Raw genomic sequence first — 23736 nt, 5'->3', positions numbered from 1 at the left:
CGGTGCACCGCGCCCGCCGTCCCGCCGGGGCGGTACGACGCACACGCGCGCCACGGGGGCGGCGACGGCGGCGCCGTGGTCCTTCCGTACGAGGTGCAGGCGCACGGCCGTGCCCGACGCGGCGCCCGCCGAGGTCGGCACGTCGCCGTCGTCCTCCGGGCCGAGCGGGCGCGCCCCGCCCCGGCGGCGTCCGGGGCCTTCCCGACGCCCTCGGTGCCGGAAGTCCTACTCGCTGGTACGGTCCCTGACCTACCGGTGCTCCACGGGGAGCGGCCGGAGCCGGGAGGGGCGGAGCCATGACGCGACGGACGGGCGGGGTGCTCCCCGGAGGGCTGGCCGAGGCGATACGGGACACCGCCGACGACATCGCGGCGGTCCTGCGCACCCCGGCACCGGACGGTTCCGGAGACGTCGCGCGGCTTCCCGTCCCCCGCTCCACCTGGACGGTCGGCGAGGCCGCCGCCCACCTGGCCCAGGCCAACGCCCTCATGGCCGACCTGGCCGCCGGGCGCGAGCGCCCCTACGGCGACGGCACCCCCGGCAGTCTGGCCGAGGCCAACGAACGCGCCCTCGCCGGATTCGCCGAGCGGTCGCCCGGCCCGCTCGCCGGGATGATCACGGCGCGGGCCGCCGCGTTCCTCGCGGACGTCGAGGAGCGCGACCCCGACGAGCAGCTCTCCACACCGCTCGGCCCCATGAGTCCGGCCGTCCTCGGCTCGTACCTGCTGACCCACATGCTCGGCCACGGCTACGACCTCGCCCTGGCCGTGCACCGGCCCCACATGCTCGACGCGCGGCGGGTCGAGCTCACCCTGCCGTTCATGGTCGAGGCGATGCCCCGGGTCGCCGACCCGGCCGCCGTCGCGGGCCTGACCGCGAGCTTCGCCGTACGGCTCCGGAACGGCCCGGGCTTCGGCGTCACCGTCACGGACGGCGCGGTCCGGACCGACCACGAGGCACCGGCACGTCCCGACTGCACGATCCTCACGGAGCCGGTCGCCTTCCTCCTCCTCGGCCTCGGGCGGGTCGACCCCTGGCCGGTGATCGCGCGGGGCAAGGCGCTCGGCTGGGGCCGCAGGCCGTGGCTGGCGCCCCGCTTCCCCCGCCTCTTCCGCGCGCCCTGACCGGTCCCCGCGCGTTCCCGTCCCGGCCGGTGGATCCTGGAGGTGTCGGAAGGGGCCGCACCTCGATTCCGCGCGGCCCGGCGATGCGAGGAGGCGGACCATGAGCCGCACGCTGGAATGGACGGTCGGCCTGGAGCTGACCGAGGAGAGCGGCAGGACGAAGGCCGAGGCCCGGCTGAGCACCGGCACCTCGACCCTCACGGGCCACGGCTCCGCGCGGTGCAACCCGGCGGACGTGGACGTGCCGGCGATCGGCGACGAACTCGCCGCGAGCCGGGCGATGAAGGACCTGGCGGGCAAGCTCATGCGGGAGGCCAACCGGGAGATGGAGGCGGTGGGCGCCGGGACCGTGCCGCAGCACACCGGCCCCGGGTACGGCTGGCCGGAGGCGGTCTCCTGACGGAGCCGCCGCCCGCACCGGGAACCCGACGGAGCCGGGAGCGGCCCCGCCGGGCCCCGGGCCGGTTTCTAGGGCCTGTCCCCGCCCTCCTCGTACGCCATCCGGTCCACGACCTCCACCACCCCGTCGACCGTCTCGCACAGGCGGACCAGGATCGGGCCGAGGCCCGGGCGTTCCAGGATGCCGCTGAGCGTCACCCGGCCCTCGTCGACGTCGATGTGCACGGCCGAGGGGGAGAGGCGCAGGATGCGGACGATCACGTCCTCGCGGATCTCCTCCTGGATCGAGCGGTCCCTCCGCAGGAACAGCTGGAGCAGATCGCTGCGGCTGAGCACCCCGATCAGCCGGCCGTCCGCGTCCACGACGGGGAGCCGCTTCACCCGGTGCCGCTCCATCAGACGGGCCGCCTCGACCGCCGTCCAGGAGGGCCGGGCCGTCACGGCCGGACTCGACATCATGGCCTCGGCCGTGCTCGGCCCGTCCTTGGCCGTGTGCCGCCGCAGCAGGTCCGCCTCGGAGACGACGCCCACCGGCCGGTTCTCCTCGTCGACCACCGGGACCGCGGTGACGCCGTACTCGTCGAGGAGCCGCGCGATCTCCTTGAACGACGTCCCGCGCTGCACCGCGACCGCGGTGGGCGTCATCAGGTCCGCGACACTGCGGTGCCTCATCGTCCGTTCCGTCCCTTCTGCGTTCCGGATTCCATGATCCCGCACCGCGGGGCCTCCCGGCGCGAAGGGGGCGGGGAGGGAGCCGGGGCGTGGCGGGAAACGGGGTGCGACAGGGGCTTGTGAGCATGGCACGACCGTGGTTACCTCCGGTAAGTCGTCGTCGCGCCACGGAAGAAGGACCCCCATGCCCTCTCCCCGCACGTCCGGGACCCGCCGCTTCCTCGGAGCCCTCGCGGCCTCCCTCGCCCTCGTCGCCGCGTCCGCGGCCACCGGATCGGCGTCCGTCGGAACCGCGTCGGTCCCGGGACCGGCCGCCGTCCCCGCCGGGCTCGAGGAGGTGATGTTCGTCGGCAACAACTGGGACGGCACCGCCGACGTCATCGCCTCCCGGGGCGACTTCCACCGCCTCGGCCGCGTGAACGTGATCCCCGACAAGGAGGAGCGCCTCCGCGAGATCTATCTGAACCCCGTCAAGCTCGCCTTCTTCCTCGGCGTCCGCAGCGGACCGGGCGAGGGCCACGACCAGTTCGTCGACGACATGTACGCGACCCCCGACGGCTCCGCCATGGTCGTCTCCCGCCCCAGCTTCGCCGACGTCGTCTCCCTCGACCTGCGCACCGGACGGATCAACTGGCGCTTCCCCGTGGCCGGTCACCGCGCCGACCACATGGCCGTCTCGCCCGACGGCACCCGCGTCGCGGTCTCCGCCTCCACCGCGAACACCGTGCACGTCCTGGACGTCGTCACCGGGCGCCAGGTCGGCTCCTTCAAGACCGGCGACAAGCCCCACGAGAACGTCTTCACCTCCGACGGCCTGCTCTGGAACATGTCCATCGGCGAGGTCACCACCGCGCTCGACGCCCCCTGGCTCGACTGGACCAAGGGCGACCGGAAGATCACCGTCGTCGACGCCGACACCTTCGAGACCGTCCGCGTCATCGACATGCGCGCCCGCCTGGACGCCTTCGGGCGCGGCGACCTCTCCGACGCCGTCCGCCCGCTCGTCTTCACGCCGGACGAGAAGAAGGTCTACTTCCAGGTCTCCTTCTTCAACGGCTTCCTGGAGTACGACGTCGACTCCGACCGCGTCACCCGCCTCAAGAACCTCCCCGGCAACCCGGCGACCGACCCCGACCGCACCACCTGGGTCAACGACTCGCGCCACCACGGCCTCTCGATCAGCCCGGACGGCGGCAAGCTCTGCGTCGCCGGGACGATGGACGACTACGCCACCGTCGTCGACCGCGACACCCTCCGGGAAGGCCCGCTCGTCCCGGTCTCCAAGCCCTACTGGGCGACCGTGAGCGGCGACGGCCGGTCCTGCGTCGTCTCCGAGAGCGGCGCCGACCGGGTCACCGCGATCGACTTCGCCACCGGACGGCGGGTGGCGAGCGTGGACGTCGGCGACCACCCCCAGCGCGTGCGCCTCGCCCGCGTCCCCGCCGACTGGACCGGCCCCACCGCCGGCTGACCGCCGCCGGACCCCTCACACCCCGAAGGACATCGTGAAGAGAACCCTCCTGGGGGCCGCGCTCGCCGCGGCCCTCCTGGCCGCCGGAACACCGGCAGCGGCACCCGCCTCCGCGACCGGAACCGCCCCGGCGGGAGCGACCGGACCCGCTCCGGCGGGACCCGCCCTCGCCGCCGGCTGGCAGCCCCCGCTCCACACCCAGGGCCGCTACGTCGTCGACGCGGCCGGCGACCGCTTCAAGCTCAAGTCCGCCAACTGGCACGGCGCACAGGGCTCGTGGACCGGCTCGGGCGACCGGGCCGACCCCGCGAACCACAACGCCGGCGAGAAGTCCGACCAGATGCCCCTCGGCCTCGACCGCGCGCCGGTCGCGACGGTCCTCGCCGACTTCCACGCCCTCGGCATCAACAGCGTCCGCCTGCCGTTCTCCAACGAGATGCTCCACGACCAGCGGCCCGTCCCCGACGCAGCCGTCGCCGCCAACCCGCAGCTGCGCGGCAAGACCCCGCTCCAGGTCCTCGACGCGGTGATCGCCGCCACCACCGCCGAGGGTTTCGCCGTCGTCCTGAACAACCACACCACCACCTCCCGCTGGTGCTGCGGCCTCGACGGCAACGAGCGCTGGAACACCAGCCAGACCACCGCGCGGTGGGAGGACGACTGGCTCTTCATGGCCAGGCGCTACCGGGAGAACAAGCGGGTCGTCGGCGCCGACCTCTACAACGAGGTCCGGCGCACGATCACCGACGACGCCAACTGGGGCTGGGGCGACTCCCACGACTGGTGGACGGCCACCCAGCGCCTCGGCGACCGGATCCTCACCGAGGCGAACCCCGACCTCCTCGTCATCGTCGAGGGCATCAACTGGCAGGGCATCCCCGCCGACGGACTCTTCCACTGGCGGCCGACCCTGGAGCCGGCCCGTACCCTCTCCCACACCCTCGTCGCCTCGGACAAACTCGTCTACTCGGCCCACTTCTACGGCTACACGGGCCCGAACCACACCGGCGCGACCGGCACCGGCGAGACCCACGACTGGCGCTACCAGGAACTCTCCCGCGACGAACTCTTCGCCACCCTGCGCCGCCAGGCCTTCTTCGTCGCCGCCGACACCGGCAGGCACTACACCGCGCCCGTGTGGATCAGCGAGTTCGGCATCGGCGCCGACGAGACGAACCCCCAGGCCCGCGCCTGGTTCGGGAACTTCGTCGACTACCTGATCGCGCACGACGCCGACTTCGCCTACTGGCCGCTCGTCGGCTTCACCGGCCACGGACGGTGGAAGCTCCTCGACTACGACACCGAGGGCCACCGCTCCGGCATCCTCGACGGCGACGACTGGCGCGCGGCCGACTGGCGGCGCCTCGTCACCGCCCCCGGCCTCACGGGACCCGTGCCGGCCGCCGAGACCTGGGACATGCTGAACCTCGACCACGCCGACGCCGTGCAGTCCCTCCGCACCCGCGCCGGGGGCGACTGGGACCCGGGCGCCCGCAAGGGCGTCTGCCCCGACGGGCAGCGGCTCGTCGGCCTCGCCCACCGCGACGGACGCGGCCTGTGCACGGACGCGGGAGCCGCCCGGCTCGCCGACCCGGCGGGCGGATCCACCGTCGTGACCGACGAACGGTACGTCAAGGAGGGCGACTGGGCGGGCGGCTACACCAAACTCCAGTGCCCGCGCGACCGGTTCATGACCGGCTACAGCGTCCGCGGCCAGGCCGTCTCCGCGGTCCTGTGCGCCGCCGCCTCCCGCGCCCTGCCGACGACGGGCCGCACGGTCTGGTTCGACCGCGGCGACGACCGCCCCGCCGGGGACCCCGGCGGGGAGTTCGCCCAGGGCGAGTACAAGGGCCAGTGCGCCACCGGGGAGTACGCGGCCGGGATCGCCTTCACCGGCGCCTGGGCCAAGGGGAAGACCCCCGACGCCCTGCTCTGCCGCGCCCTGTAGGCCCCGGGGCGAGCGGGAGGGGGCCTGCCGGATCCGGTCCGGCAGGCCCCCTCCTCCGTACGCTCAGGACCTGTTGACGGCCACCTCGTAGAGCGAGTAGCCCCAGTCCGTGGCCCGCCTCACCCCGTGGACCCGCACGTAGCGGGCCGGTTGCGAGGCGAACTCCGCCGTGTCGTAGCCGCCGTCACCCGCGTCCGTGGACCACACGCTCCGCCAGGCCGTGCCGTCGTCCGACAGCTCGATCCGGTACGCGCGCGCGTACGCCCGCTCCCAGTCGAGCGTGACCCGTCCGACCCGGCGCACCGAGCCCAGGTCCACCTGGAGCCATTGGTCGTCCGACCACTCGCTGGCCCAGCGGGTCCCCGTGTCCCCGTCGACCGTGAGCCCCGGCGAGAAGTTCACGAAGGGGTTCCACCACTGGGTGGTGGAGGCCGACACCGGCCGCCCGGCCGCGAGGTTCACACCCGGCTCGTGGTCCTCGGTCCGCTTCCAGGTGGTCAGGTACGACTCCGCTCCCCGCGACAGCTCGTCCACGACGCCCTGACCGCCGGGGGTGAGCCGGATCTGCTCGACCCAGTCCGGCACGAGACCGTTGTGCGCGGCGCCGTCCGTGTTGAGGTCCCAGGTGCGCTCACCGGTGACCTGACGGTCCAGGACCGAGCCCCCGTCGAAGCTGCGGAACGGGTACTTCACCGCGTTCGGCGCGTCCGCACCGACCGGGCCCGGCCAGCCGCCGACCCCGTTCATGTCCGTGCCGTAGCCGAACCCGACCCCGTACTTCTTCCGCAGCCCCGCCTTCTGGGCCGCCTCGCCGACGAAGCCCTCGGCGCCGTGCATGTACGAGGCGGCGAAACCGCCGAGACGGTAGAGCCGCTCGGTCCAGTCCAGGTCCATCCAACTGTGGCTGGACAGGACGCCGGGGTACTCCTCGGCCTCCAGGATGTCCAGCGCCCGCCCGGCGGCCTTGACGCTCATGTGGTCGAGCTCCAGCATCATGCCGCGCCGGACCATGCCCTTCAGGGCGTACTCCCCGAGCCGTGTGAGCCCGCGGGTGTTGCACTTGGCGTCCGAGGCGTACGAGGGGACGCTCACCCCGGCCGGGAGCTTCTCGGCCATCGCGGCCGGCGCGGCGGCGAGCCCGATCGGATTGTCGTGCTGGGGCCCCGCGCACTTCTCGGTGGCCCAGAAGGTGCCCGTGGACAGGAACTGGCCGATGTTGACCGCCACCCCCGTCGTCCCGCTGTCGAAGCGGACGCCGCAGAGCGCGTTGTCGAACTTGTGGCAGAGGAACATGCTGCGCACGCCGAGCGCGTACAGCTCGTCGAGCCCCTTGTCGATGTCCGCCTGGCCGCACTGGGCGACGTCGAGGATCTGCTTGCAGCCGAAGGGCTCCGAGGTCTCCACCCCGAGGACGACGGCGAGCTTCCCCTGCTCGATCACCGAACGGGCCTGGTCGGCGCTGGTGACGATCCGGAACCAGCCCTTGCCGGGGCCGCCGTGCATCGCGTCGACGTAGTCCTGCAGTTCGTACGTCCTGCGGGCCTCCAGCCGGATCGCGGTCATCTCGTCACAGGTGCGGTCCCGGGGCAGGAGCGAGCAGATCAGCCCGTTGGTCACCAGGTCGTTGACGAGAACCCGCTGGCCGCCGCGCCAGGCGCGCTCGACCCAGGCGTAGTAGTTCTGCTGGTGGCTGAGCGAGTTGTTGGCGGGCCAGTCCTTGAACGTGGGCCAGCCGACCGGGTCGTGCTTCCCGTTGTCACCGCCCGTGAGGTGCTCGAAGAGAGCCCCCGAGCCGTCCGGGTAGTGCTCGGGACAGTCCTTGAGGGCGTCGGCGACACCCGCCTGCGAGAACGTCGCCCCGCAGATCATCCGGCCGCCGAAGCCCTCGTTGGACATCAGGTGGTTGTGCGCGTCGACGAATCCGCGCACCTTCCCCTGCGCGTCCGTTCCCTTGAACGGTTCGCCCGTGACGTTGATCTGCGAGTCGGGTGCGGGCCGGGAGGCGGCCTCCCACCACGCGCCACCGGCGGCGGCGGGGACCGGAGCGGAGCCGAACAGCACCGCGGCGAGGGCGAGGAACAGCGCCAGGAGGGCGGATCCGCCGCCGGCCTTGCGCGAGAAGGGTCGAGTCATGTTCTGCGATGCCTCCGGACGGTGGGGGTGTACCGGGCGCCCCGAGGATCGCGTTACCGGAGGTACGAGTCAAGGGTCCGGGTCAAATGACCTGTTGACGAGTTCCCCGGCCCCACCGGGGGTATCAACCCTCGATCAGGCGCACGAGTTGATCGGCCGTCAGGTCCAGGTGGTCGGCGGCGGCCCGTTCGTCGCCGAGGACCAGGAACTGCAGGGTGAGCCCGTCGATCGCCGCCGCCAGGTACCGCGCCAGCACCTCCACCGGCATCCGGGCCTCCAGCCCCCGCACCTCGCGGACCTGCTCGACGAGCGCCGCCGCCGACGCCACGTACTGCTCGTACTGGGCGCGCGCCAGATGCTCGAACCCGGGCTCCCGCAGGGCGTACTGGGTGAGGTCGTACGTCAGCATGTGCTCGCCCGGGTGGGCCGTGACGTGGTCCCAGTACGTCTGCAGGGCGCCCCGGACGGTCTCGCGCAGCGTCGCACCCGGCTCGACCGCCGACATCACGCGCGCCACGTAATTGCCGGTGATCGTCTCGATCGCGGCTTCGAGGAGCGCCTGCTTGGAGTCGAAGCAGTAGTGGAAGACGCTCAGCGAGACACCCGCCTCGGCGCAGATCGACCGGGTCGTGGTCCGGGCGACACCGTCCCTGGTCATCGCCCTGATCGCCGCCTCGACCAGCTGTCTGCGTCGTTCGGCCGACGGCATCCGCGCCATGGTTCCTCCTCGCGTCCGGCGCAAGGGTAACCGCAGCCCCCGAACGCCGTGCGGGGGCTGCGAACACCGGGGGCGCCGGCCGGGAACCGTCGAACCGCCGGTCCGCGACCGTGAGGTCCCCGGCCCGGGACCGTCAGGCCGCCGAGCTCCGCGTCGCCGCCGGCTCCGCCCGCAGGGCGACGAAAGTCGGGTCGCCGCGCAGGGAGGCCACGTCCGTGCCCGGATCCTTGCTCCGGCGACGGTCACTTACAAGGGGCGTCCGCGATGCGGACGTAGCGGTCTCGCCGATCGGAACGGCGCGCGGGCGGCGGGCCCGACGCCTCCGGGTGAGTCCCGTGGGTTCGGGGCCCGGGGCCCTGGGGCAGGGGGCTGAGGGACGGGGACCTGAGGAAAGGGACCCGGGCCTGGAGGTCTGAGGGTCAGTCGCCTTCCGGGGCTCTCGCGTCGAGGACCTCGCGCAGTGCGGCCACCGCGTGGGCCCGGTGCTCGTCGAGCCGGCGGACGGCGGCCTCCTCGTCGCCGCGGCGGAGCGCGGAGATCACGGCCCGGTGCTCCCGTACCGCCTGCTTCCGGTGCGGCGACTCGGTGTAGTACAGCGAGCGGTACGCGTCGGTGGCGTCCCACAGGGTCGCGATGAGGCGGACGAGGCGCGGCATCCCGGACGCCTCGATCAGGGTGAAGTGGAAGAGCCGGTTCGCCGCCGCCATCGCGGCCACGTCCCCCTCCTCGGCGGTCCGTTCCACCTCCCGCTGGATCCGTTCGAGCGCGGCGACCGTGCCGTCGGGCATCCACCGGACGGCCATGCGGACCGCCTCGGTCTCCAGGAGTTCGCGGATGCGGTAGATCTCCTCCAGGTCGTCCAGGGACAACTCGGCGACGAAGTACCCCCGGTGGACGTGATGGACCACCAGGCCCTCCGCCTCCAGCGCCTTCAGGGCCTCCCGGAGCGGCACCCGGCTCACCCCGAACCGCGCCGCCAGGGCCTCCTGGCGGATCGGCCCGCCGGGCCCGAGCTCCCCGGTGGTGATGGCACGCCGCAGTTCCTCCAGGACGAACTGCTGAGCGGTCTGCGGCCGCCGCTTCCGCGCCGTGCTGCTCATCTCCCGTGACCCTCCGTTCCCTCACGTCGCCGCCGGTGGACCCCGCCACCTGCGGCGACCATCTTCCTACGCGTCGCCGTCCGCCGCCGACGCCCTGTGGACGACTCGTCCCAGCTCCGACAGCACGTCGTCCGTGTGCTCGCCCAGGCGCGGGGGAGGGGTGCGGTAGGAGGGCGGCGTGGCGCCGAGCCGGATCGGGTGGGCGACCTGACCGGGACCCGCCGCGGACTCGGGGACGCGCGGCGCGAGCCCGAGCCGGTCGGCGAGGTCGAAGGCGGCCGCCAGGTCGTTGATCGGGCCACAGGGCACGCCGGCCGCGGTGAGCTCCTCGAACCAGCCGTCGGCGGTACGGGTGCCGAGCGGGCCGGCCAGGGCCTCGACCAGCTCCTCCCGGTGGGCGACCCGGGCCGTGTTCGTCGCGAAGCGGGGGTCTCCGGCGAGCTCCGGCAGGCCGAGCCGTTCGCACAGCACGCCGAACTGCCGGTCGTTTCCCACGGCGAGGACCAGCGGCCGGTCCTTCGCCTCGAACACCTCGTACGGGGCGATGCTCGGGTGCCTGTTGCCCATCGCGCGCGGCACGACCCCCGCCCCGAGGTGGGCCGAGGCCTGGTGGGTGAGCGCCGAGAGGAGGGAGCCGAGCAGGGAGACCTCGATCCGCTGGCCCTCGCCGGTGCGCTCCCGGTGGCGCAGGGCGGCGAGCACGCCGAGGCCGGCGTGGAGGCCGGTGACGACGTCGACCAGGGCGACCCCCGCCTTCGTGCCCTGCCCGCCCGGTTCGCCCGTCACGCTCATGAGGCCGCCCATGGCCTGGACGAGCAGGTCGTAGCCCGGCAGCCGGGCGCCCTCGGCGGTGCCGAAGCCGGTCACCGAGCAGTAGACGAGGCCCGGATTGCCCGCGCGCACCTCCTCGTACCCGAGGCCGAGCCTCTCCATCGTGCCGGGACGGAAGTTCTCGACGAGGACGTCCGCGCGGTCCACGATCGCGCGTGCCGTGGCCAGGTCCTCGGGGTCCGTGAGGTCGAGCGAGACGGAACGCTTGTTCCGGTTGACGCCGAGGAAGTACGTGGCCTCTCCCGCGGCGAACGGCGGGCCCCACGCGCGCGTGTCGTCCCCCGAGCCCGGCCGCTCGATCTTGATCACGTCCGCACCCAGGTCGGCGAGGAGCATCGTCATGTACGGCCCGGCGAGCACCCGGCCGAAATCGGCGACGACGATCCCGGACAGGGCGCCACCCGTCGGTGGCGTCCCCGGGGCGTCCGGCTGGTCTGCGCGCATGCGGTTTCCCTCGCTCCCGCTGGAGGAACCGGAGGCCGGAGGTCGGATCCGGGCGACCGGGGACGGGATCCGTGCGACTGGAACCCGGACCCGACGACTGGAGATCGGATCCAGGTGACTGGAGATTGGATCCAATCGGACCGTACGGCTCGGATGTGGGATTTTCAATACTGGATCCAATATCCGATCGAGGGCTACGCTTCGGCTCGCCGAGTCGCCACAGTCGCCAGGAGGCCGTCCGTGAAGTCGCCGTCCACCCCCGTCCACCCCTTCGACCTGCTCGCCGTCGACGGACTCCTGACCGACGAGGAGCGGGAGATCCGGAACACCGTCCGAGCCGTCGCCGACCGCGAGCTGCGACCGCACGTCGCCGGCTGGTTCGAGAAGGGCGAGATCCCGGCCCGCGAGCTCGCCCGCACCCTCGGCGGCATCGGCGTGCTCGGCATGCACCTGGAGGGCTACGGCTGCGCGGGCACCAACTCCGTCGCGTACGGCCTGGCCTGTCTGGAACTGGAGGCCGTCGACTCCGGACTGCGCTCCCTCGTCTCCGTACAGGGCTCCCTCGCCATGTACGCGATCTGGAAGCACGGCTCCGAGGAGCAGAAGCGGCGCTGGCTGCCGAAGATGGCGGCCGGCGAGTACATCGGCTGCTTCGGACTCACCGAGCCGGACGCCGGATCCGACCCCGGAGCCATGCGGACCAACGCCAAGCGGGACGGCTCCGACTGGGTGCTGAACGGCACCAAGATGTGGATCACCAACGGTTCGGTGGCCGACGTCGCCGTCGTCTGGGCGCGCACCGAGGACGGCGTCCGCGGCTTCCTCGTCCCGGCCGGCACCCCCGGCTTCAGCGCCCCCGAGATCACGATGAAGCTCTCGCTGCGCGCGAGCGTCACCAGCGAACTCGTCCTCGAGGACGTGCGACTGCCCGCCGACGCCGTGCTGCCGGAGGCCCGCGGCCTCTCCGGCCCGCTCGGCTGCCTCAACGAGGCCCGCTTCGGCATCGTCTTCGGCGCGCTCGGCGCCGCCCGCGACTGCCTGGAGACCGCGATCTCCTACGCCAGGGACCGGGTGGTCTTCGCCCGCTCCCTCGCCTCCTACCAGCTGACGCAGCAGAAGCTCGCCGACATGTCCGTCGAGCTCGGCAAGGGCATGCTCCTCGCCCTCCACCTCGGCCGCCTCAAGGACGCGGGCGCGCTCACCGCCGAGCAGGTCAGCGTGGGCAAGCTGAACAACGTCCGCGAGGCGATCGCGATCGCCCGCGAGTGCCGCACGATCCTGGGCGCCAACGGCATCACCCTCGAATACCCCGTGCTGCGCCACGCCAACAACCTGGAGTCGGTGCTCACCTACGAGGGCACGAGCGAGGTCCACTCGCTGGTCATCGGCAAGGCGCTGACCGGCGAGCAGGCCTTCCGCTGAGCCGTCGGGACACCGTCCCGACCCCTCAGCCCGCCGTCACCCGGTCCAGGAACGCGTCCAGGTTGCCCGTCAGACGGGCGACCTGCTCGTCGAGGGTGAGGGACTCCTCGTGGCGCCGGTGGCGCAGCTTCGGCTGCCGCCGGCCCCGGACGTAGAGGGAGCAGGCGAGGTCGGCGCAGAGGTAGATCCCGACCGTGTTCCCCTCGCGGCCGCGGCTGCCGGCCAGCGGGGCCACCAGGAGCGTGACGCCCGAGGACGCGTGCGCGGTCAGGCAGACCTGGCACATGCTCGACTTCACGGCGCTGGTCCGGCCGGTGGCGGGGACCCGGAGGGTCACGCCCAGCGGCCCGTCCTCACGGGGCACGACCAGGTGCGCCCGCAGGGGCGCGCCCGGGTCGACCCAGCCGAGGAAGTCCAGGTCGTCCCAGGGGAGTTCGGCGAAGTCGAGGGGCAGCTTGAGCCGCGCCGCCTCGCCCTTGGTGCAGTTCACGAAGGACGAGCGGATCTGTTTGTCGGTCAGTGGTTCCACTCGGTGGACCGTACACGGACCCCCGGCCGCGGGCATCCGAATATGGGCCCGCGCGGGGCGCGCTCAGGCGATGGGCGCCCGCCCGGGGGCCGGTGCCGGGGCGGGGCCCGGAGCCGAGGGGGACAGCGACGCGACCGACGGGACCGTCCCCGCCGACCGGTCCGTCTGCTGGTCCGCCGACTGGCTCGTGAGGCCCGCCGACTGGTCCGAGGCCGGTGCCGGTGCCGACGCCGGGTTCGACGGCTCCGCGGGCGGCTCCGTGGACGACTCCGTCGACGGAGGCGAGTCGCTCGGGCCGGAGGAGTCGGACGGCGGCGAGGAGGGTGCCGACGTCGAGGGGGAGAGCCCCGAGGGACACGGCTTCGGGGCCTCCGCGCCCGTCACGCAGGGCACCGGTGACAGCGAGGAGGTCGACGGCGACGAACTGGACAGGGAGGTCGAGGGGGACGCCGACGGGGAGGCCGAGAGCGGGGCGGGCGGCGGCGTCGGCCTGTCGTGCTCGCCGGTGTCGCCCTGCTTCCGCGCGAACCAGCCGTCGTCCTGGGGGTCGTACACCACGAAGACGTTCACGACCGTCACCGAGGGCGCCACCACGACGACCCGCTGGGAGCTGTACCCCTTCCAGGGGGTGCCGGTCGTGCGCGGCGCCTTCTGCGCCACGGGGTCGGTCAGCGGATTGCCGCAGGCGCAGCGGACCCGGGGCACGCCGTGGCTGTCGACCATGACCGCCGTGCCGGCCTGGAGCACCGACTGGTAGGCGGTGGCGGCGCCGTTCCGGAAGCCGTGGTTGGTCACCCGGGTGTCGACCCGGAGCTGGAGCGGGGTCAGGGAGCGGAGATACGCCGGCACGTCGTTCGCCTGGATGCCGATGACCGAGGCGAAGGCCGTGTTCTTCGCGGGCGCGGCGGAGAGGTAGCGGACCTGCTGCTCGACGTCGCAGCTGGAGACCGACCGCGTCCCGCCGTAGAGGCCGGGCGTCGACCCCGACATCTCGGGTACGGCCGAGGCGGTGCGGGGCGGCAGCGAGGCCGGCGGGACGGAGCTGCCGCCGGTGCGGGCCGTCGACGGGGTGAACGGGTCCGGGCCGGTCGCGGCGGCGTTCTGCAGGAAGACCTCGCCGCCGCCGGACCCCGCCGTGTCGCCCTTGCCGTCGGGACGGTTGGTGAGGACGACCGCGAGCGCCGCGGCCGCCACGAGCACGGCGGTGACCGAGGCGACCTTCGGGACGGAGCGCCACCAGGGGCCGCGCCCCGAGCCTCCGGCGCGGGACGAACCGCCGCCCGACGGGGTTCCGCCGTCGCCTCCCGACCCTCCGCCGCCCGACGAACCGCCGCCGCCCGCGCCGCCCCCCGAACCGTCGTGGGGCGGTCCGGGCGGCGGTGGGGGACCGGCGCTTCCCGGGCGTGTGCTCGGACCCGAGAGGGGGCCCGAGGGGGGACCTGCGGGGGGAACCGACGGGGGGCCGGACGGCGGGTGGGAAGTCACGTTTTTCCCTTTCTTCCGTTCCGCGCCCATTGTGTGCGCCGCACAGTGCCCTCCCGCAAGCGGAAGGCCTCCCGCAAGCGGACCCCCGGCCCCGGCACTAGCGTGGGCAGGGTGACGAGCAGTCGGCTCCCCGCCTCCGCGCGGTCGTCCGCGCCCCCGACCGGGCCCTATGCCCGCGTCGTCCTCCAGGCCCTGGCCGCCGTGGTCGCCGGGTTCGTCGCGATGGGCGTCGTCGCCGGGCTCGGCCTGTGGGCCGCCGGCGCCGCCGACCTCCCCGGCGGCTTCACCGCCGTCCTCGCCGCGGTCGTCGTCATGGCGTCGGGCGGCAAGGTCGAACTCTCCGGCGACGCGGGCGCCCTCGCCGGCACCCAGGCCGAACTGACCGCCATGCCGCTCACCGTCACCCTGGTGGGCGCACTGGTCACCGGTTTCTGCTTCCTGCGCCCCCTGCGCCACCACGCGGTGGCCGGCGCCCGTGAACTCCTGCTCCGCGCGGCGAGCGTCGTCGTGCTCTGGCTGGTCGCCCTCGCGGGGGTCTCGGCCCTCGCCCGCCACGACTTCCCCCTCACCCTCGGCGGCGGCGACACGCAGGACTCGCTCACGGACCTCTTCGGAGAGCTCCTGGACGCCGTGAACCCGACCGTCGGCTTCCGCACCGACCTCGGGCCCACCCTCTTCTACGGCCTCCTGTGGATCCTGGGCGTGCTCGCCGTCGCCCTCCTCGTCTCCCGCAGGACCCCGCTGCCGCCCCGACTCGTCCGCTACCAGGAACCCGTCCGGCCCGCGGCCTTCGCGATGCTCCTGCTGCTCCTCGCGTACGTCGTCGTGGGCCTGGTCATCGGGATCGTCGTCGCGGCGACGAAGGGCCACCCCGCGGAGACCTTCGCCGTCCTCCTCCTGGGGCTGCCCAACGTCGCCTGGATCGCGCTCGGGGTGGGCATCGGCGGCTCCTGGCAGGGCAGGGCGGAAGGCCCCTTCGGCCTGCCCATGCCGCAGGTCCTCGACGCCGTCCTGCGGGGCGGCGGCGACAGCCCGGACCTCTCGACCGTCGACCTGTCGTCCCTCGCCGCCCAGGACGCGCGCGCGTGGTGGCTGCTGCCGATCGCCGCCGTCCTGGTGCTGGCCGTGGCCTTCGTGGCGGCCGTCCGCTCCCCGGCCCGGACCACGCTCCGGCAGCACGCCCTGCACCTGGGCGTCGCCTTCGCGCTCACCATGCTGGTCGCCGCGCCGGTCACCCTGGTCGAGGCCCGCTTCGGCCTCTCGGTCCTCGGCATCGGCGACCTCGCCTCGCTCGGCGGCGAGGTCGTGCTCCGCCCGGACGTCTGGAAGACGGCCGGCTTCGCACTCCTCTGGGGCCTGGCCTTCGGCTTCCTCGGCGGACTCCTCGCCTCCCGCGTCCACCGCAGGGGCGAGGTCGACGAGACCCCCGCCAAGGGCGGCCCCTAGTCGAGGTCCCGCCCGCTCCCGTCCGGTTCCCGTTCGCGGAAGACCGGGCGCGCCCACGCGGGCGGGGCGGGCGGGGCGCCGGGGGGCCGGGTGCCGCGGGGCGCCGCGGGGCCGCCGACGACGTGCGCGCCGGTCAGGACGGCGCGCAGCTCGGCGACGAACTCCAGGCACGTCCCGTACCGCTCCTCGGGGGTCTTCGCCAACGCCCTGGCGAAGACCGCGTCCGCGGCCTCCGGCAGTCCCGCCCGCAGCTCGGAGAGCGGGGGCGGCGGATCGTACTGCTGCGCCCACAGCACCGCCCAGTCGGTGTCCCGGCGGAACGGCGGCGCCCCCACGAGGGTCTCGAAGACCACGCACGCCAGGCTGTAGACGTCGCACCGGCCGTCCACCGGCTTGCCGGAGATCTGCTCGGGCGCCACGTAGTCCAGCGTCCCGACGAACTCACCCACCGTGGTGAAGCCGGTGAGGGACAGCGACTTCTTCGTCAGGCCGAAGTCGGTCAGGTAGACGTGTTCCGGGTGGTCGCGGTCGGTGCCCTCGGCGACCAGGATGTTGCCCGGCTTCACGTCCCGGTGCACCAGGTCGTGCGCGTGCGCCGCGTCCAGGGCCGAGGCCACTTGCACCGCGATCCGGCCCGCCTTCACCGGCGGCAGCGGCCCCTCGCGGTCGAGCAGGGCCACCAGGTCCTGCCCCGCCACGTACCGCATGGCGATGTACAGCACGCCCTCCGTCTCGCCCGCCTCGAAGACCGGCACGATGTGCGGGTGGTCGATCGAGGCGGCGACCCGCGACTCGTGCGCGAAGCGCTTGCGGAAGGTGTCGTTGCGGGCCAGCTCCGGGGCGAGCAGCTTCAGCGCCACCGTACGGTCGAGGCGCAGGTCCCGAGCCCGGTACACGACCGCCATGCCGCCGCGCCCGATCTCGCCCTCCACCCGGTAGCCCGCGATCTCCCTGCCGACCAGACCCGAGGGCCGGCCCGCCGGGATCTCCGGGTCCCCGTGCGCCCCGCCGGCCATCAGCCCTCACCGTCCGGGCCCGGGGGCCGCTCCACCACCTGGGTCGGTGGCGGCGCGGCGGCGACGGCGGGATCGCCGCGCAGCACCACCTGGGTCGGCTCGTGCGCCGGGGGCGCGGTGTCCGCCCGTTCGCCGCCGGGGCCGGGGCCGCCGGGGCCGGGGCCCGAGGGGGCGGCCGACGGTGCCGCCGAAGCCGCGTACGTACCGAGCCCGACGCCGTCGCAGTACACCCAGCGCTCGTGCTCCGCGTCGTACAGCCACACCGACTCGCCGTCGACGACCATGCCGACCCGCAGGCCGCGGGTCCGCAGCCGGAAGCCCTCGCCGTCGAGGCGGCCCGCGCCCAGCTCCTCCGCCGCCCGCCGGTAGCGGCCCAGCGCGTCCTCGGCGCGCGCGATGAGCGGCCGGGGGTCCGCGGTCCTGGTGAGGGGCCCGCCCGCCGCCGGAGGGTCGTCGGGCACGCTCACGAGGAGCCGCGCGTCGACCCACGCGGTCCAGCCGTTGGAGCACAGCACCCGCCCCCAGTCGCCGGCCCGCTCCACCAGCCGTACCGGCAGGAAGGCGTCGAGGGGCGTCGTGGGCAGCGCCGGGTCCGGCGCCTCCCAGGCGGAGAGCCCGGAGCGCGGCACCACATGGGTGGGCCGGAAGTCCGGCACGCCGTACTCGGACACGGGGACGCTCACGGCCTCACCTCCACCACGGGAAAGCCCACGGGCCTACCTCCGCATCACGACCGGCTCGTGGCGGCGCAGCAGCCGCGCCACGAGCAGGCCGAGGACGAGACAGAGCACCACCAGGACGCCCATGTCGAGCAGCCAGGCCTCCACCGTGTGCCGCATCAGCGGATCGGCGGTCTTCTCGCTCGGCGCGGTCCTCCCGATGTCGATCGTCGCCCCCATCGCCGCGAACGCCCACCGCGAGGGCACGAGCCAGGCCAGCTGCTCCAGGACGATCGTGCCGCGCACCTTCAGGAGCGCCCCGCAGAACACCACCTGCACGATCGCGAGGAGGACGAGCAGCGGCATCGTCACCTCCTCCTTGCGGACCAGCGCCGAGACCAGCAGGCCGAGCATCATCGCCGTGAAGGCGAGCAGCGCGACGGCGAGGGTGATCTCCACCAGGGGCGGCATCAGGACGCCCTTGCCGCCGGGCACGTTCAGCGGTACGCCGACCAGCGCCACCAGCGTCAGGACCACCGCCTGCACGACCGTGATCAGGCCGAGGACCACCACCTTCGAGGCGAGGTAGGCGGAACGGGAGAGGCCGACGGCTCTCTCGCGCCGGTAGATCGAGCGCTCCTTGACCAGCTCGCGCACGGCGTTCGCCGCGCCCGTGAGGACACCGCCCACACAGAGGATGAGCAGCACGTTCATCGTCGACTCGGGGTTGAGGCTGCCCTCGGACAGCGCCCGGGCCATCGCGCCCATCACGAACGGCAGCGCGATCATGATGGCGAGGAAGGTCCGGTCGGCGGAGAGCGCCGCCGCGTACCGGCGCACGAGCGTCCGCAGCTGGGAACCCCAGCTCTGCGGCTTCGGCGGAGGAGCGGGCTCCCCGGCCGCGACCCCGCCCGCCGAAGCGGAAGCGGAGGCGCCGGGGACGGGGACGTCGGGGCGGGCCGTCGCGTCCGCGATGTACCGGCGGTGGAAGCGGGAGGCACGGTACTGCTCCGCCCAGTCGCGGTCCCGGTCGTTCTCGAAGGCCTCGAAGGCCTCCGGCCACTGCTCGAAGCCGAAGAAGCCGAGCGTGTCGCCGGGCGGTCCGTAGTACGCGACCCGGCCGCCCGGCGCGAGCACGAGCAGCCGGTCGCACACGTCGAGGCTGAGCACGCTGTGCGTGACCACGACGACCGTGCGCCCGTCGTCCGCGAGCCCGCGCAGCATGTGCATCACGGAGCGGTCCATGCCCGGGTCGAGCCCGGAGGTCGGCTCGTCCAGGAAGAGCAGGGAGGGCTTGGTGAGCAGTTCGAGGGCGACGCTCACCCGCTTGCGCTGGCCGCCGGAGAGGCTGTGGATCGGCTGGTCGGCGCGCTCCACGAGCCCGAGCTCCCGGATCACCTCGTCGACCCGGGCCCGCCGTTCGGCCGCCACGGTGTCCTCGGGGAAGCGCAGTTCGGCGGCGTACCCGAGGGCCCGGCGGACGGTGAGCTGGAGGTGCAGGATGTCGTCCTGCGGGACGAGCCCGATGCGCTGGCGCAACTCGGCGTAGTCCCGGTAGAGGTCACGGCCGTCGTAGAGCACCGTGCCCCGGTCGGCCGGACGCTGGCCGGTGAGGGCGTTCAGGAGCGTGGACTTCCCGGCGCCGGACGGACCGACGACCGCGAGCAGGCACTTCTCGCCCACCGGGAACGACACCTCGTCGAGGAGGGTCTTGTGCCCGTGGTCGACGGTGACGGCGAGCGACCGCACGTCGAGGGAGACCTCGCCGGTGTCGGTGAACTCGACGAGCTGCCCGCCGAGCAGACAGAACGCGGACCGGCCGATGCCGACGATGTCCTCCGCCGTCACGCGGGCGTCCACGACGGGGGCGCCGTTGAGGAAGGTGCCGTTGTGGCTGCCGAGGTCGTGGATCCAGTAGGTGCCGTCGGGATGGGCGCGGAGCTCGGCGTGCTGCCGGGAGACGACCAGGTCGGCGACGACCACGTCGTTGTCGGGGGCGCGCCCGATCCGGACGCTGTGGGCCGGCAGCGGACGCACGGAGGTGGGCTGCCGGAAGGTGCCGGTCGCGGCGGGACGGGAGACGGAGGGCGGCCGGAGGACCTCGGGCCGGAGCACGGGGTCGGGGGCGGGAGCCGATGCGGGAGCCGGCGCGGGCGGAGCCTCGGTCCGGTGCTCCGGTACGGCCTCCGGTGGGGTCTCCCGTGCAGCCTCCGGCGGGGTCTCCCGTGCAGCCTCCGGCGGGGACGGGGGCGGGGGCGCGTCCTCCCCCCGTACGTCCTCCGGTGGGGCCTCTGGCGGCACCTCCGGAGGGGCCTCCGGCACGTCGCGCGGGCCCGCCGGCCCGGCCGGGGCACCGGTCGAGAGCACCGCGCGCGGTCCGTCGGCCGGATGCCCGAACCGTACGACCGTCCCGGGACCGACCTCCCGCACCCGGGCGACCCGCAGGCCGTCCGCGAACGTGCCGTTCGTACTGCCCTCGTCCGCCAGGGTCCAGTGGCCGCCCGCGGCGCTGAGCACCGCGTGGTGCCAGGACGCCCGGGCGTCCGCGAGCACGATGTCGCTGGTGGGGTCGCGCCCGATGCGATAGACGCGACTCGGGTTCATGAGCGTCGCGTCCCCGTCGATCTCGAGGACCAGATCGGGCGCCGCGGGCACGACGGGCCGCTCTGCCATGCATGAATTTTATCCGCCACGGCCGGTCGTCGCCCGGGAAGGAACCGGAGGGAGACGCCGGTAAGGTGGGCGTCCGCCGCGAGAGCGGCCCGACCGAGGAGGACGCACCCGTGCCGAAAGGTGTCACCAGGAGGCGGCCCCGCACCCGCGCGGCGCTCCTGAAGGCCGCCCTGGAGACCTTCGCCGAGCACGGCTTCCACGCGACGACGATCGAGCAGGTCTGCGAGCGCGCCGGTTACACGCGGGGGGCGTACTACTCGAACTTCGCGAGCAAGGAAGAGCTCTTCCTCGCCCTCTTCGACGAGCACAGCGAGCGGACCGTGCGGCGCCTCGCCGAGTCCATCGACGCGCTCGCGCCCGAGGAGTACACCCTGACCCGGCTCGCGGAGCTCGCCGCCCGCGTCGAACCGGACGAGCGGGAGTGGTACCTCGTCACCACCGAGTTCACCCTGCACGCCATCCGCGACCCGCAGGCCGCCTGGGTGCTCGCGCGCCACGACGAGCGGCTGCGGGCCGAGATCGCCCGCGGCCTCACCCTCGTGCTGCGCCGTGCCGGACGCGAACTGACCGTGACCGCCGACCGGTTCGCCCGGCTCCTCATCGCCCTGCGCGAGGGCGGTCTCGCGCAGAGCTACGTGGAGCCGTCGGAGCTGCCGCCCGGCACCTTGGAACGGCAGTTCCTCGTCCCGCTCCTGGAGGCGACGACGCGCGAGATCCCCGGCCGGTCCGGGAGTCAGTCGAAGAGGTCGGGGTCGGACGCGGTGATCTGATCCCACAGGGGACGCGCCTGGAACCATCCGGCCAGGTGTCCGCCGATCTGCCCCCGGGTGAGGAGGGCCGTCTCGCGGTCGATGAGGTGCGGGGTGCCCGCCGCCATCGCGAGGAGCTGTGCCTGGCAGGAGCGCTCCATGGTGACGAACCACCACACGGCCTCGGCGACGGAGTGGCCGACGGTGAGCAGCCCGTGGTTCTTGAGGATGACCGCCTTGTGGTCGCCGAGGGCCTTGGCGACCCGCTCGCCCTCCTCGGTCTCGTTCACGACGCCCCGGTAGTCGTCGTGGATCCCGTGGTCCTCGAAGAACGCGCAGGCGTCCTGGGTGATCGGGGCGAGCGGGATGCCGAGGCTGGAGAAGGCCTTGCCGTGCAGGGAGTGCGAGTGCGCGGCGGCGATCGCGTCGGGGCGGGCGGCGTGGACCCGGGAGTGGATGACGAAAGCGGCCCGGTTCACGGGCCGGCGTCCTTCGAGGACGTTCCCCTCGTGGTCGACCAGGATCAGGTCCGAGGCCTTGATCTGGGTGAAGCTCATGCCGAACGGGTTGACCCAGAAGGCGTTCGGGTCGCCCGGGTCGCGGACGGTGATGTGCCCGGCGACGCCCTCGGAGAAGCCGAACCTCCCGAAGATCCGGAATCCGGCGGCGAGCTGTTCCTTTCGGTACGCGCGCTCCTCCTCGACGGTCGCGAAGGCGGGCGGCAGCGGAACGACGGCCCCCTCGGGCAGGGGCCCGACGGCGGCGGCGATAGCGGGCGGCACGGTGCTCATGGCGGCTCCTCGGTGAACGGGACGCGGAGGTGGTGCACGGGTGACGCGCGAGTGGTGCACGGACGACGCGCGAGTGGTGCACGGCGCGCCAAAAGATACAGATCTGTATCCGATACGCCAATGCATCGGAACTCGGTGTGGCGCACGGCTCAGTCGACGGAGGCGTGGAAGCCCCGTGCCGCTCCACCCGGCGCGGCGGCTTCCGTGCCGCCTCCTGCACCTCCGTGCCCCGGTGGCTAGGGGCCGGAAAAGGGGGCATCGGGGCAGTGCGGAAGAGGGGGAGGGGTTGCGACCCGGGGTTTTCGATGGCTACGGTCGTGGGATGGAGAAAGCGCTTTCTCCTTCGCTGCAGGGCCCGTTCCCCCTCCCTCCTCACCCGCCCAGGAGCCCCCGCGTGACCACCGCCGACGTCCTCGTGCACACCCGTACGGCGGGGTACCGCCACGACTCGATCCCCGCCGGAGCCGCCGCTCTCGTCGAGCTGGCGGCGGAGCTCGGCCGGACGGCCGAGGTCACCGAGGACCCGGCGGCCTTCGCGCCGGAGCGCCTGGCGAGGTGCGCCGCCGTCGTCCTCCTCTCCACGACGGGGAACGTCCTGACGCCCGAGGGGCGCACCGCCTTCGAGGCGTACCTCCGCGGCGGCGGTTCCCTCCTCGCCGTCCACGCGGCCGCCAACGCCGAACCCGACTGGCCCTTCTACGGCGAACTGCTCGGCACCCGCTTCGACGGGCACCCGGAGATCCAGCCGGGCACGGTGCTCGTCGACGACCGGGAGCACCCGGCGACCGCCCCGCTCCCGGAGCGCTGGGACCGGACGGACGAGTGGTACAACTTCCGCTCCGACCCCCGGACTTCCGGGGCGTCCGTACGGGTCCTGGCCCGGGCCGACGAGACCACCTACCGGGGCGGCACCCACGGCGCCGACCATCCGCTGGTCTGGTGCCGGGAGATCGGCCGGGGGCGCGTCTTCTTCACCGCCCTGGGGCACGCGCCGGAGACCTACGGCGATCCCGCCTTCCGGGCCCACCTCAGGGGGGCCCTGGCCTGGCTGACGGCCGACCGCGCTCCGGCGGTCCCTTCGGCGTGAGGCGACGACGGCCGAGCGCCTGGGCGCTCGGCCGTCGCGACATCCCCGGGGCTCCGGTCTCCGCGTCTCCGACCGGCACCACCCGGAGCGGACCGCCGGGCCGGACGCGCGCGACGCGAGCCCGGCCCGGCGGCCCGGGCTTACTTCAGGTGCCGGGCGAAGAACCGGGCCGCGTCGTCGCCCGCGAACTGCGGGACGCCGGTGTGCCCGCCCATGTTGGCCTGGAGGGTCTTCTCCGCGGAGCCGAAGGCGTCGAAGAGGTCCAGGGCCGCCTGACGGTCGTTCCCCTCGTCGTCCCACTGCAGGAGGACGTGCAGCGGAACGGTGACCCGGCGGGCCTCCTCGAACACGGCGCGCGGCACGAGGCTCCCGGCGAAGAGCCCGGCGGCCGCGATGCGCGGCTCGACCACCGCGAGGCGGACGCCGATGGAGATCACGCCCCCGGAGTACCCGACCGGGCCGCCGATCCCGGGCAGTGACAGAAGGGCGTCCAGGGCGGTCCGCCATTCCGGGACCGCCCGGTCGACGAGCGGGAGGACGAGGGCGTCGACGAGCTCGTCGCCGACCGGTTCGCCGGCCTCCATGGTCCGGCGCAGGTCGGCGCGGGCCTGATCGAGGGCGGCCCAACGGGGCCGGTCGCCGCTTCCGGGGAGCTCGATGGTGGCCGCGGCGAAGCCGTCCGCCACGGCCTGCCGGGCCCGGGCCGCCAGCCGGGGGTACATCCTGCCCAGTCCGAGCGGGGGGTGGCCGAGCAGGATCAGCGGCGCCGGTGCGGACGCGGACGGCGATGCGGACGTCCACAGGATGCCGGGGATCTCGCCGAGGGTGAACGCGCGCTCGAGGACGCCGCCGTCGAGGTGCTGTTCGGAAGTGAAGTGCACGGTCGTGCCTTTCGGGAGTGCTCTGAACGGCGCTCCCGGACGAACTATCGCCCGACCGTGGCCCGGGGAGGGAGCACCCATGTCGATACTGCGTTCACGGGTACCACCTCCTCGTTCTCTCGTACGGCCTCCGGCAAGGTAGCAGCGGCCGCCGCGCC

At 73.8% G+C, this 23736-nt stretch carries 20 protein-coding genes; 8 read left to right on the top strand and 12 right to left on the bottom strand.

Going from position 1 to position 23736, the window contains the following annotated elements; translation table 11 throughout:
• The first annotated feature begins 296 nt into the window (after positions 1-296).
• Both ACZ66Z_RS19595 and ACZ66Z_RS19590 read left to right on the top strand, forming a co-directional pair.
• Positions 297-1124 (top strand): maleylpyruvate isomerase family mycothiol-dependent enzyme, encoded by an 828-nt coding sequence (locus ACZ66Z_RS19595; RefSeq protein ID WP_469935543.1) that lies wholly within the window; start codon positions 297-299, stop codon positions 1122-1124.
• A 100-nt stretch (positions 1125-1224) separates the two neighbouring features.
• Positions 1225-1524: a DUF1876 domain-containing protein gene (locus ACZ66Z_RS19590; RefSeq protein ID WP_190157843.1), complete on the top strand. Its 300-nt coding sequence runs from the start codon at positions 1225-1227 to the stop codon at positions 1522-1524.
• A 68-nt stretch (positions 1525-1592) separates the two neighbouring features.
• Here the strand turns inward: ACZ66Z_RS19590 and ACZ66Z_RS19585 are convergent, their stop codons facing one another.
• A complete protein-coding gene (locus tag ACZ66Z_RS19585; RefSeq protein WP_469935541.1) occupies positions 1593-2195 on the bottom strand; it encodes a CBS domain-containing protein in 603 nt (200 codons plus the stop codon).
• Positions 2196-2379: 184 nt separating this feature from the next.
• On the opposite strand from ACZ66Z_RS19585, the gene ACZ66Z_RS19580 reads away from it, so the two are divergent.
• Together ACZ66Z_RS19580 and ACZ66Z_RS19575 are read left to right on the top strand one after the other, a co-directional pair.
• Positions 2380-3666 (top strand): YncE family protein, encoded by a 1287-nt coding sequence (locus ACZ66Z_RS19580; protein ID WP_469935539.1) that lies wholly within the window; start codon positions 2380-2382, stop codon positions 3664-3666.
• Positions 3667-3700: 34 nt separating this feature from the next.
• Positions 3701-5614, top strand: coding sequence for a glycoside hydrolase family 5 protein (locus ACZ66Z_RS19575; RefSeq protein WP_469935537.1), 1914 nt, complete (start codon positions 3701-3703; stop codon positions 5612-5614).
• A 63-nt stretch (positions 5615-5677) separates the two neighbouring features.
• On the opposite strand, the gene ACZ66Z_RS19570 is transcribed toward ACZ66Z_RS19575, so the two are convergent.
• The 4 genes from ACZ66Z_RS19570 to ACZ66Z_RS19555 form a co-directional block, all read right to left on the bottom strand.
• A complete protein-coding gene (locus ACZ66Z_RS19570; RefSeq protein ID WP_469935535.1) occupies positions 5678-7747 on the bottom strand; it encodes a galactose-binding domain-containing protein in 2070 nt (689 codons plus the stop codon).
• A 124-nt stretch (positions 7748-7871) separates the two neighbouring features.
• Positions 7872-8465, bottom strand: a complete 594-nt coding sequence (locus ACZ66Z_RS19565; protein WP_469935533.1) for a TetR/AcrR family transcriptional regulator — start codon at positions 8463-8465, stop codon at positions 7872-7874.
• A gap of 419 nt (positions 8466-8884) precedes the next feature.
• Entirely contained in the window at positions 8885-9565 is a 681-nt protein-coding gene (locus ACZ66Z_RS19560; protein WP_469935531.1) for a GntR family transcriptional regulator, read from the bottom strand.
• Positions 9566-9631: 66 nt separating this feature from the next.
• Positions 9632-10840 carry a CaiB/BaiF CoA transferase family protein gene (locus tag ACZ66Z_RS19555; RefSeq protein ID WP_469935529.1) on the bottom strand — a complete coding sequence of 403 codons (1209 nt, stop codon included), beginning with the start codon at positions 10838-10840 and terminating at the stop codon, positions 9632-9634.
• Between the two features lie 240 nt (positions 10841-11080).
• On the opposite strand from ACZ66Z_RS19555, the gene ACZ66Z_RS19550 reads away from it, so the two are divergent.
• Complete coding sequence (locus ACZ66Z_RS19550) at positions 11081-12262, top strand: acyl-CoA dehydrogenase family protein (protein ID WP_469935527.1); 1182 nt, start codon at positions 11081-11083, stop codon at positions 12260-12262.
• 25 nt (positions 12263-12287) lie between these two features.
• On the opposite strand, the gene ACZ66Z_RS19545 is transcribed toward ACZ66Z_RS19550, so the two are convergent.
• Both ACZ66Z_RS19545 and ACZ66Z_RS19540 read right to left on the bottom strand, forming a co-directional pair.
• Positions 12288-12791, bottom strand: coding sequence for an FBP domain-containing protein (locus ACZ66Z_RS19545; protein ID WP_469935525.1), 504 nt, complete (start codon positions 12789-12791; stop codon positions 12288-12290).
• Between the two features lie 63 nt (positions 12792-12854).
• The gene (locus ACZ66Z_RS19540) at positions 12855-14276 is read right to left on the bottom strand and encodes a DUF6777 domain-containing protein (RefSeq protein WP_469935523.1); all 1422 of its coding nucleotides are present in this window, start codon (positions 14274-14276) and stop codon (positions 12855-12857) included.
• A gap of 111 nt (positions 14277-14387) precedes the next feature.
• On the opposite strand from ACZ66Z_RS19540, the gene ACZ66Z_RS19535 reads away from it, so the two are divergent.
• Positions 14388-15722, top strand: a complete 1335-nt coding sequence (locus tag ACZ66Z_RS19535) for a streptophobe family protein (RefSeq protein ID WP_469935521.1) — start codon at positions 14388-14390, stop codon at positions 15720-15722.
• Here ACZ66Z_RS19535 and ACZ66Z_RS19530 read toward each other — a convergent pair.
• The 3 genes from ACZ66Z_RS19530 to ACZ66Z_RS19520 are packed head-to-tail and all read right to left on the bottom strand — an operon-like array spanning position 15719 to position 20070.
• On the bottom strand, positions 15719-16738 hold the full coding sequence (locus tag ACZ66Z_RS19530) for a serine/threonine-protein kinase (RefSeq protein ID WP_469935519.1): 1020 nt from the start codon (positions 16736-16738) through the stop codon (positions 15719-15721). The genes ACZ66Z_RS19535 and ACZ66Z_RS19530 overlap by 4 nt on opposite strands.
• On the bottom strand, positions 16738-17421 hold the full coding sequence (locus tag ACZ66Z_RS19525) for an SH3 domain-containing protein (RefSeq protein WP_469935517.1): 684 nt from the start codon (positions 17419-17421) through the stop codon (positions 16738-16740). The genes ACZ66Z_RS19530 and ACZ66Z_RS19525 overlap by 1 nt, the downstream gene beginning before the upstream one ends.
• Before the next feature lie 33 nt (positions 17422-17454).
• Positions 17455-20070: an FHA domain-containing protein gene (locus tag ACZ66Z_RS19520; RefSeq protein WP_469935515.1), complete on the bottom strand. Its 2616-nt coding sequence runs from the start codon at positions 20068-20070 to the stop codon at positions 17455-17457.
• A 110-nt stretch (positions 20071-20180) separates the two neighbouring features.
• Between ACZ66Z_RS19520 and ACZ66Z_RS19515 the strand changes: the two genes are divergently transcribed.
• On the top strand, positions 20181-20840 hold the full coding sequence (locus ACZ66Z_RS19515; RefSeq protein WP_469935513.1) for a TetR/AcrR family transcriptional regulator: 660 nt from the start codon (positions 20181-20183) through the stop codon (positions 20838-20840).
• On the opposite strand, the gene ACZ66Z_RS19510 is transcribed toward ACZ66Z_RS19515, so the two are convergent.
• Positions 20804-21610 carry a class II aldolase/adducin family protein gene (locus ACZ66Z_RS19510; protein ID WP_469935511.1) on the bottom strand — a complete coding sequence of 269 codons (807 nt, stop codon included), beginning with the start codon at positions 21608-21610 and terminating at the stop codon, positions 20804-20806. The two genes, ACZ66Z_RS19515 and ACZ66Z_RS19510, sit on opposite strands and share 37 nt — an antisense overlap.
• Positions 21611-22004: 394 nt before the next feature.
• Between ACZ66Z_RS19510 and ACZ66Z_RS19505 the strand changes: the two genes are divergently transcribed.
• Positions 22005-22697: a ThuA domain-containing protein gene (locus ACZ66Z_RS19505; RefSeq protein WP_469935509.1), complete on the top strand. Its 693-nt coding sequence runs from the start codon at positions 22005-22007 to the stop codon at positions 22695-22697.
• A gap of 140 nt (positions 22698-22837) precedes the next feature.
• Here the strand turns inward: ACZ66Z_RS19505 and ACZ66Z_RS19500 are convergent, their stop codons facing one another.
• Positions 22838-23578, bottom strand: coding sequence for a dienelactone hydrolase family protein (locus ACZ66Z_RS19500; RefSeq protein ID WP_469935507.1), 741 nt, complete (start codon positions 23576-23578; stop codon positions 22838-22840).
• Positions 23579-23736 lie beyond the last annotated feature (158 nt).

The organism is Streptomyces sp. NPDC107498, from assembly GCF_055582805.1.
The sequence above is the reverse complement of the archived record's forward strand: the minus strand, read 5'-3'. Positions and strand labels throughout refer to the sequence as shown.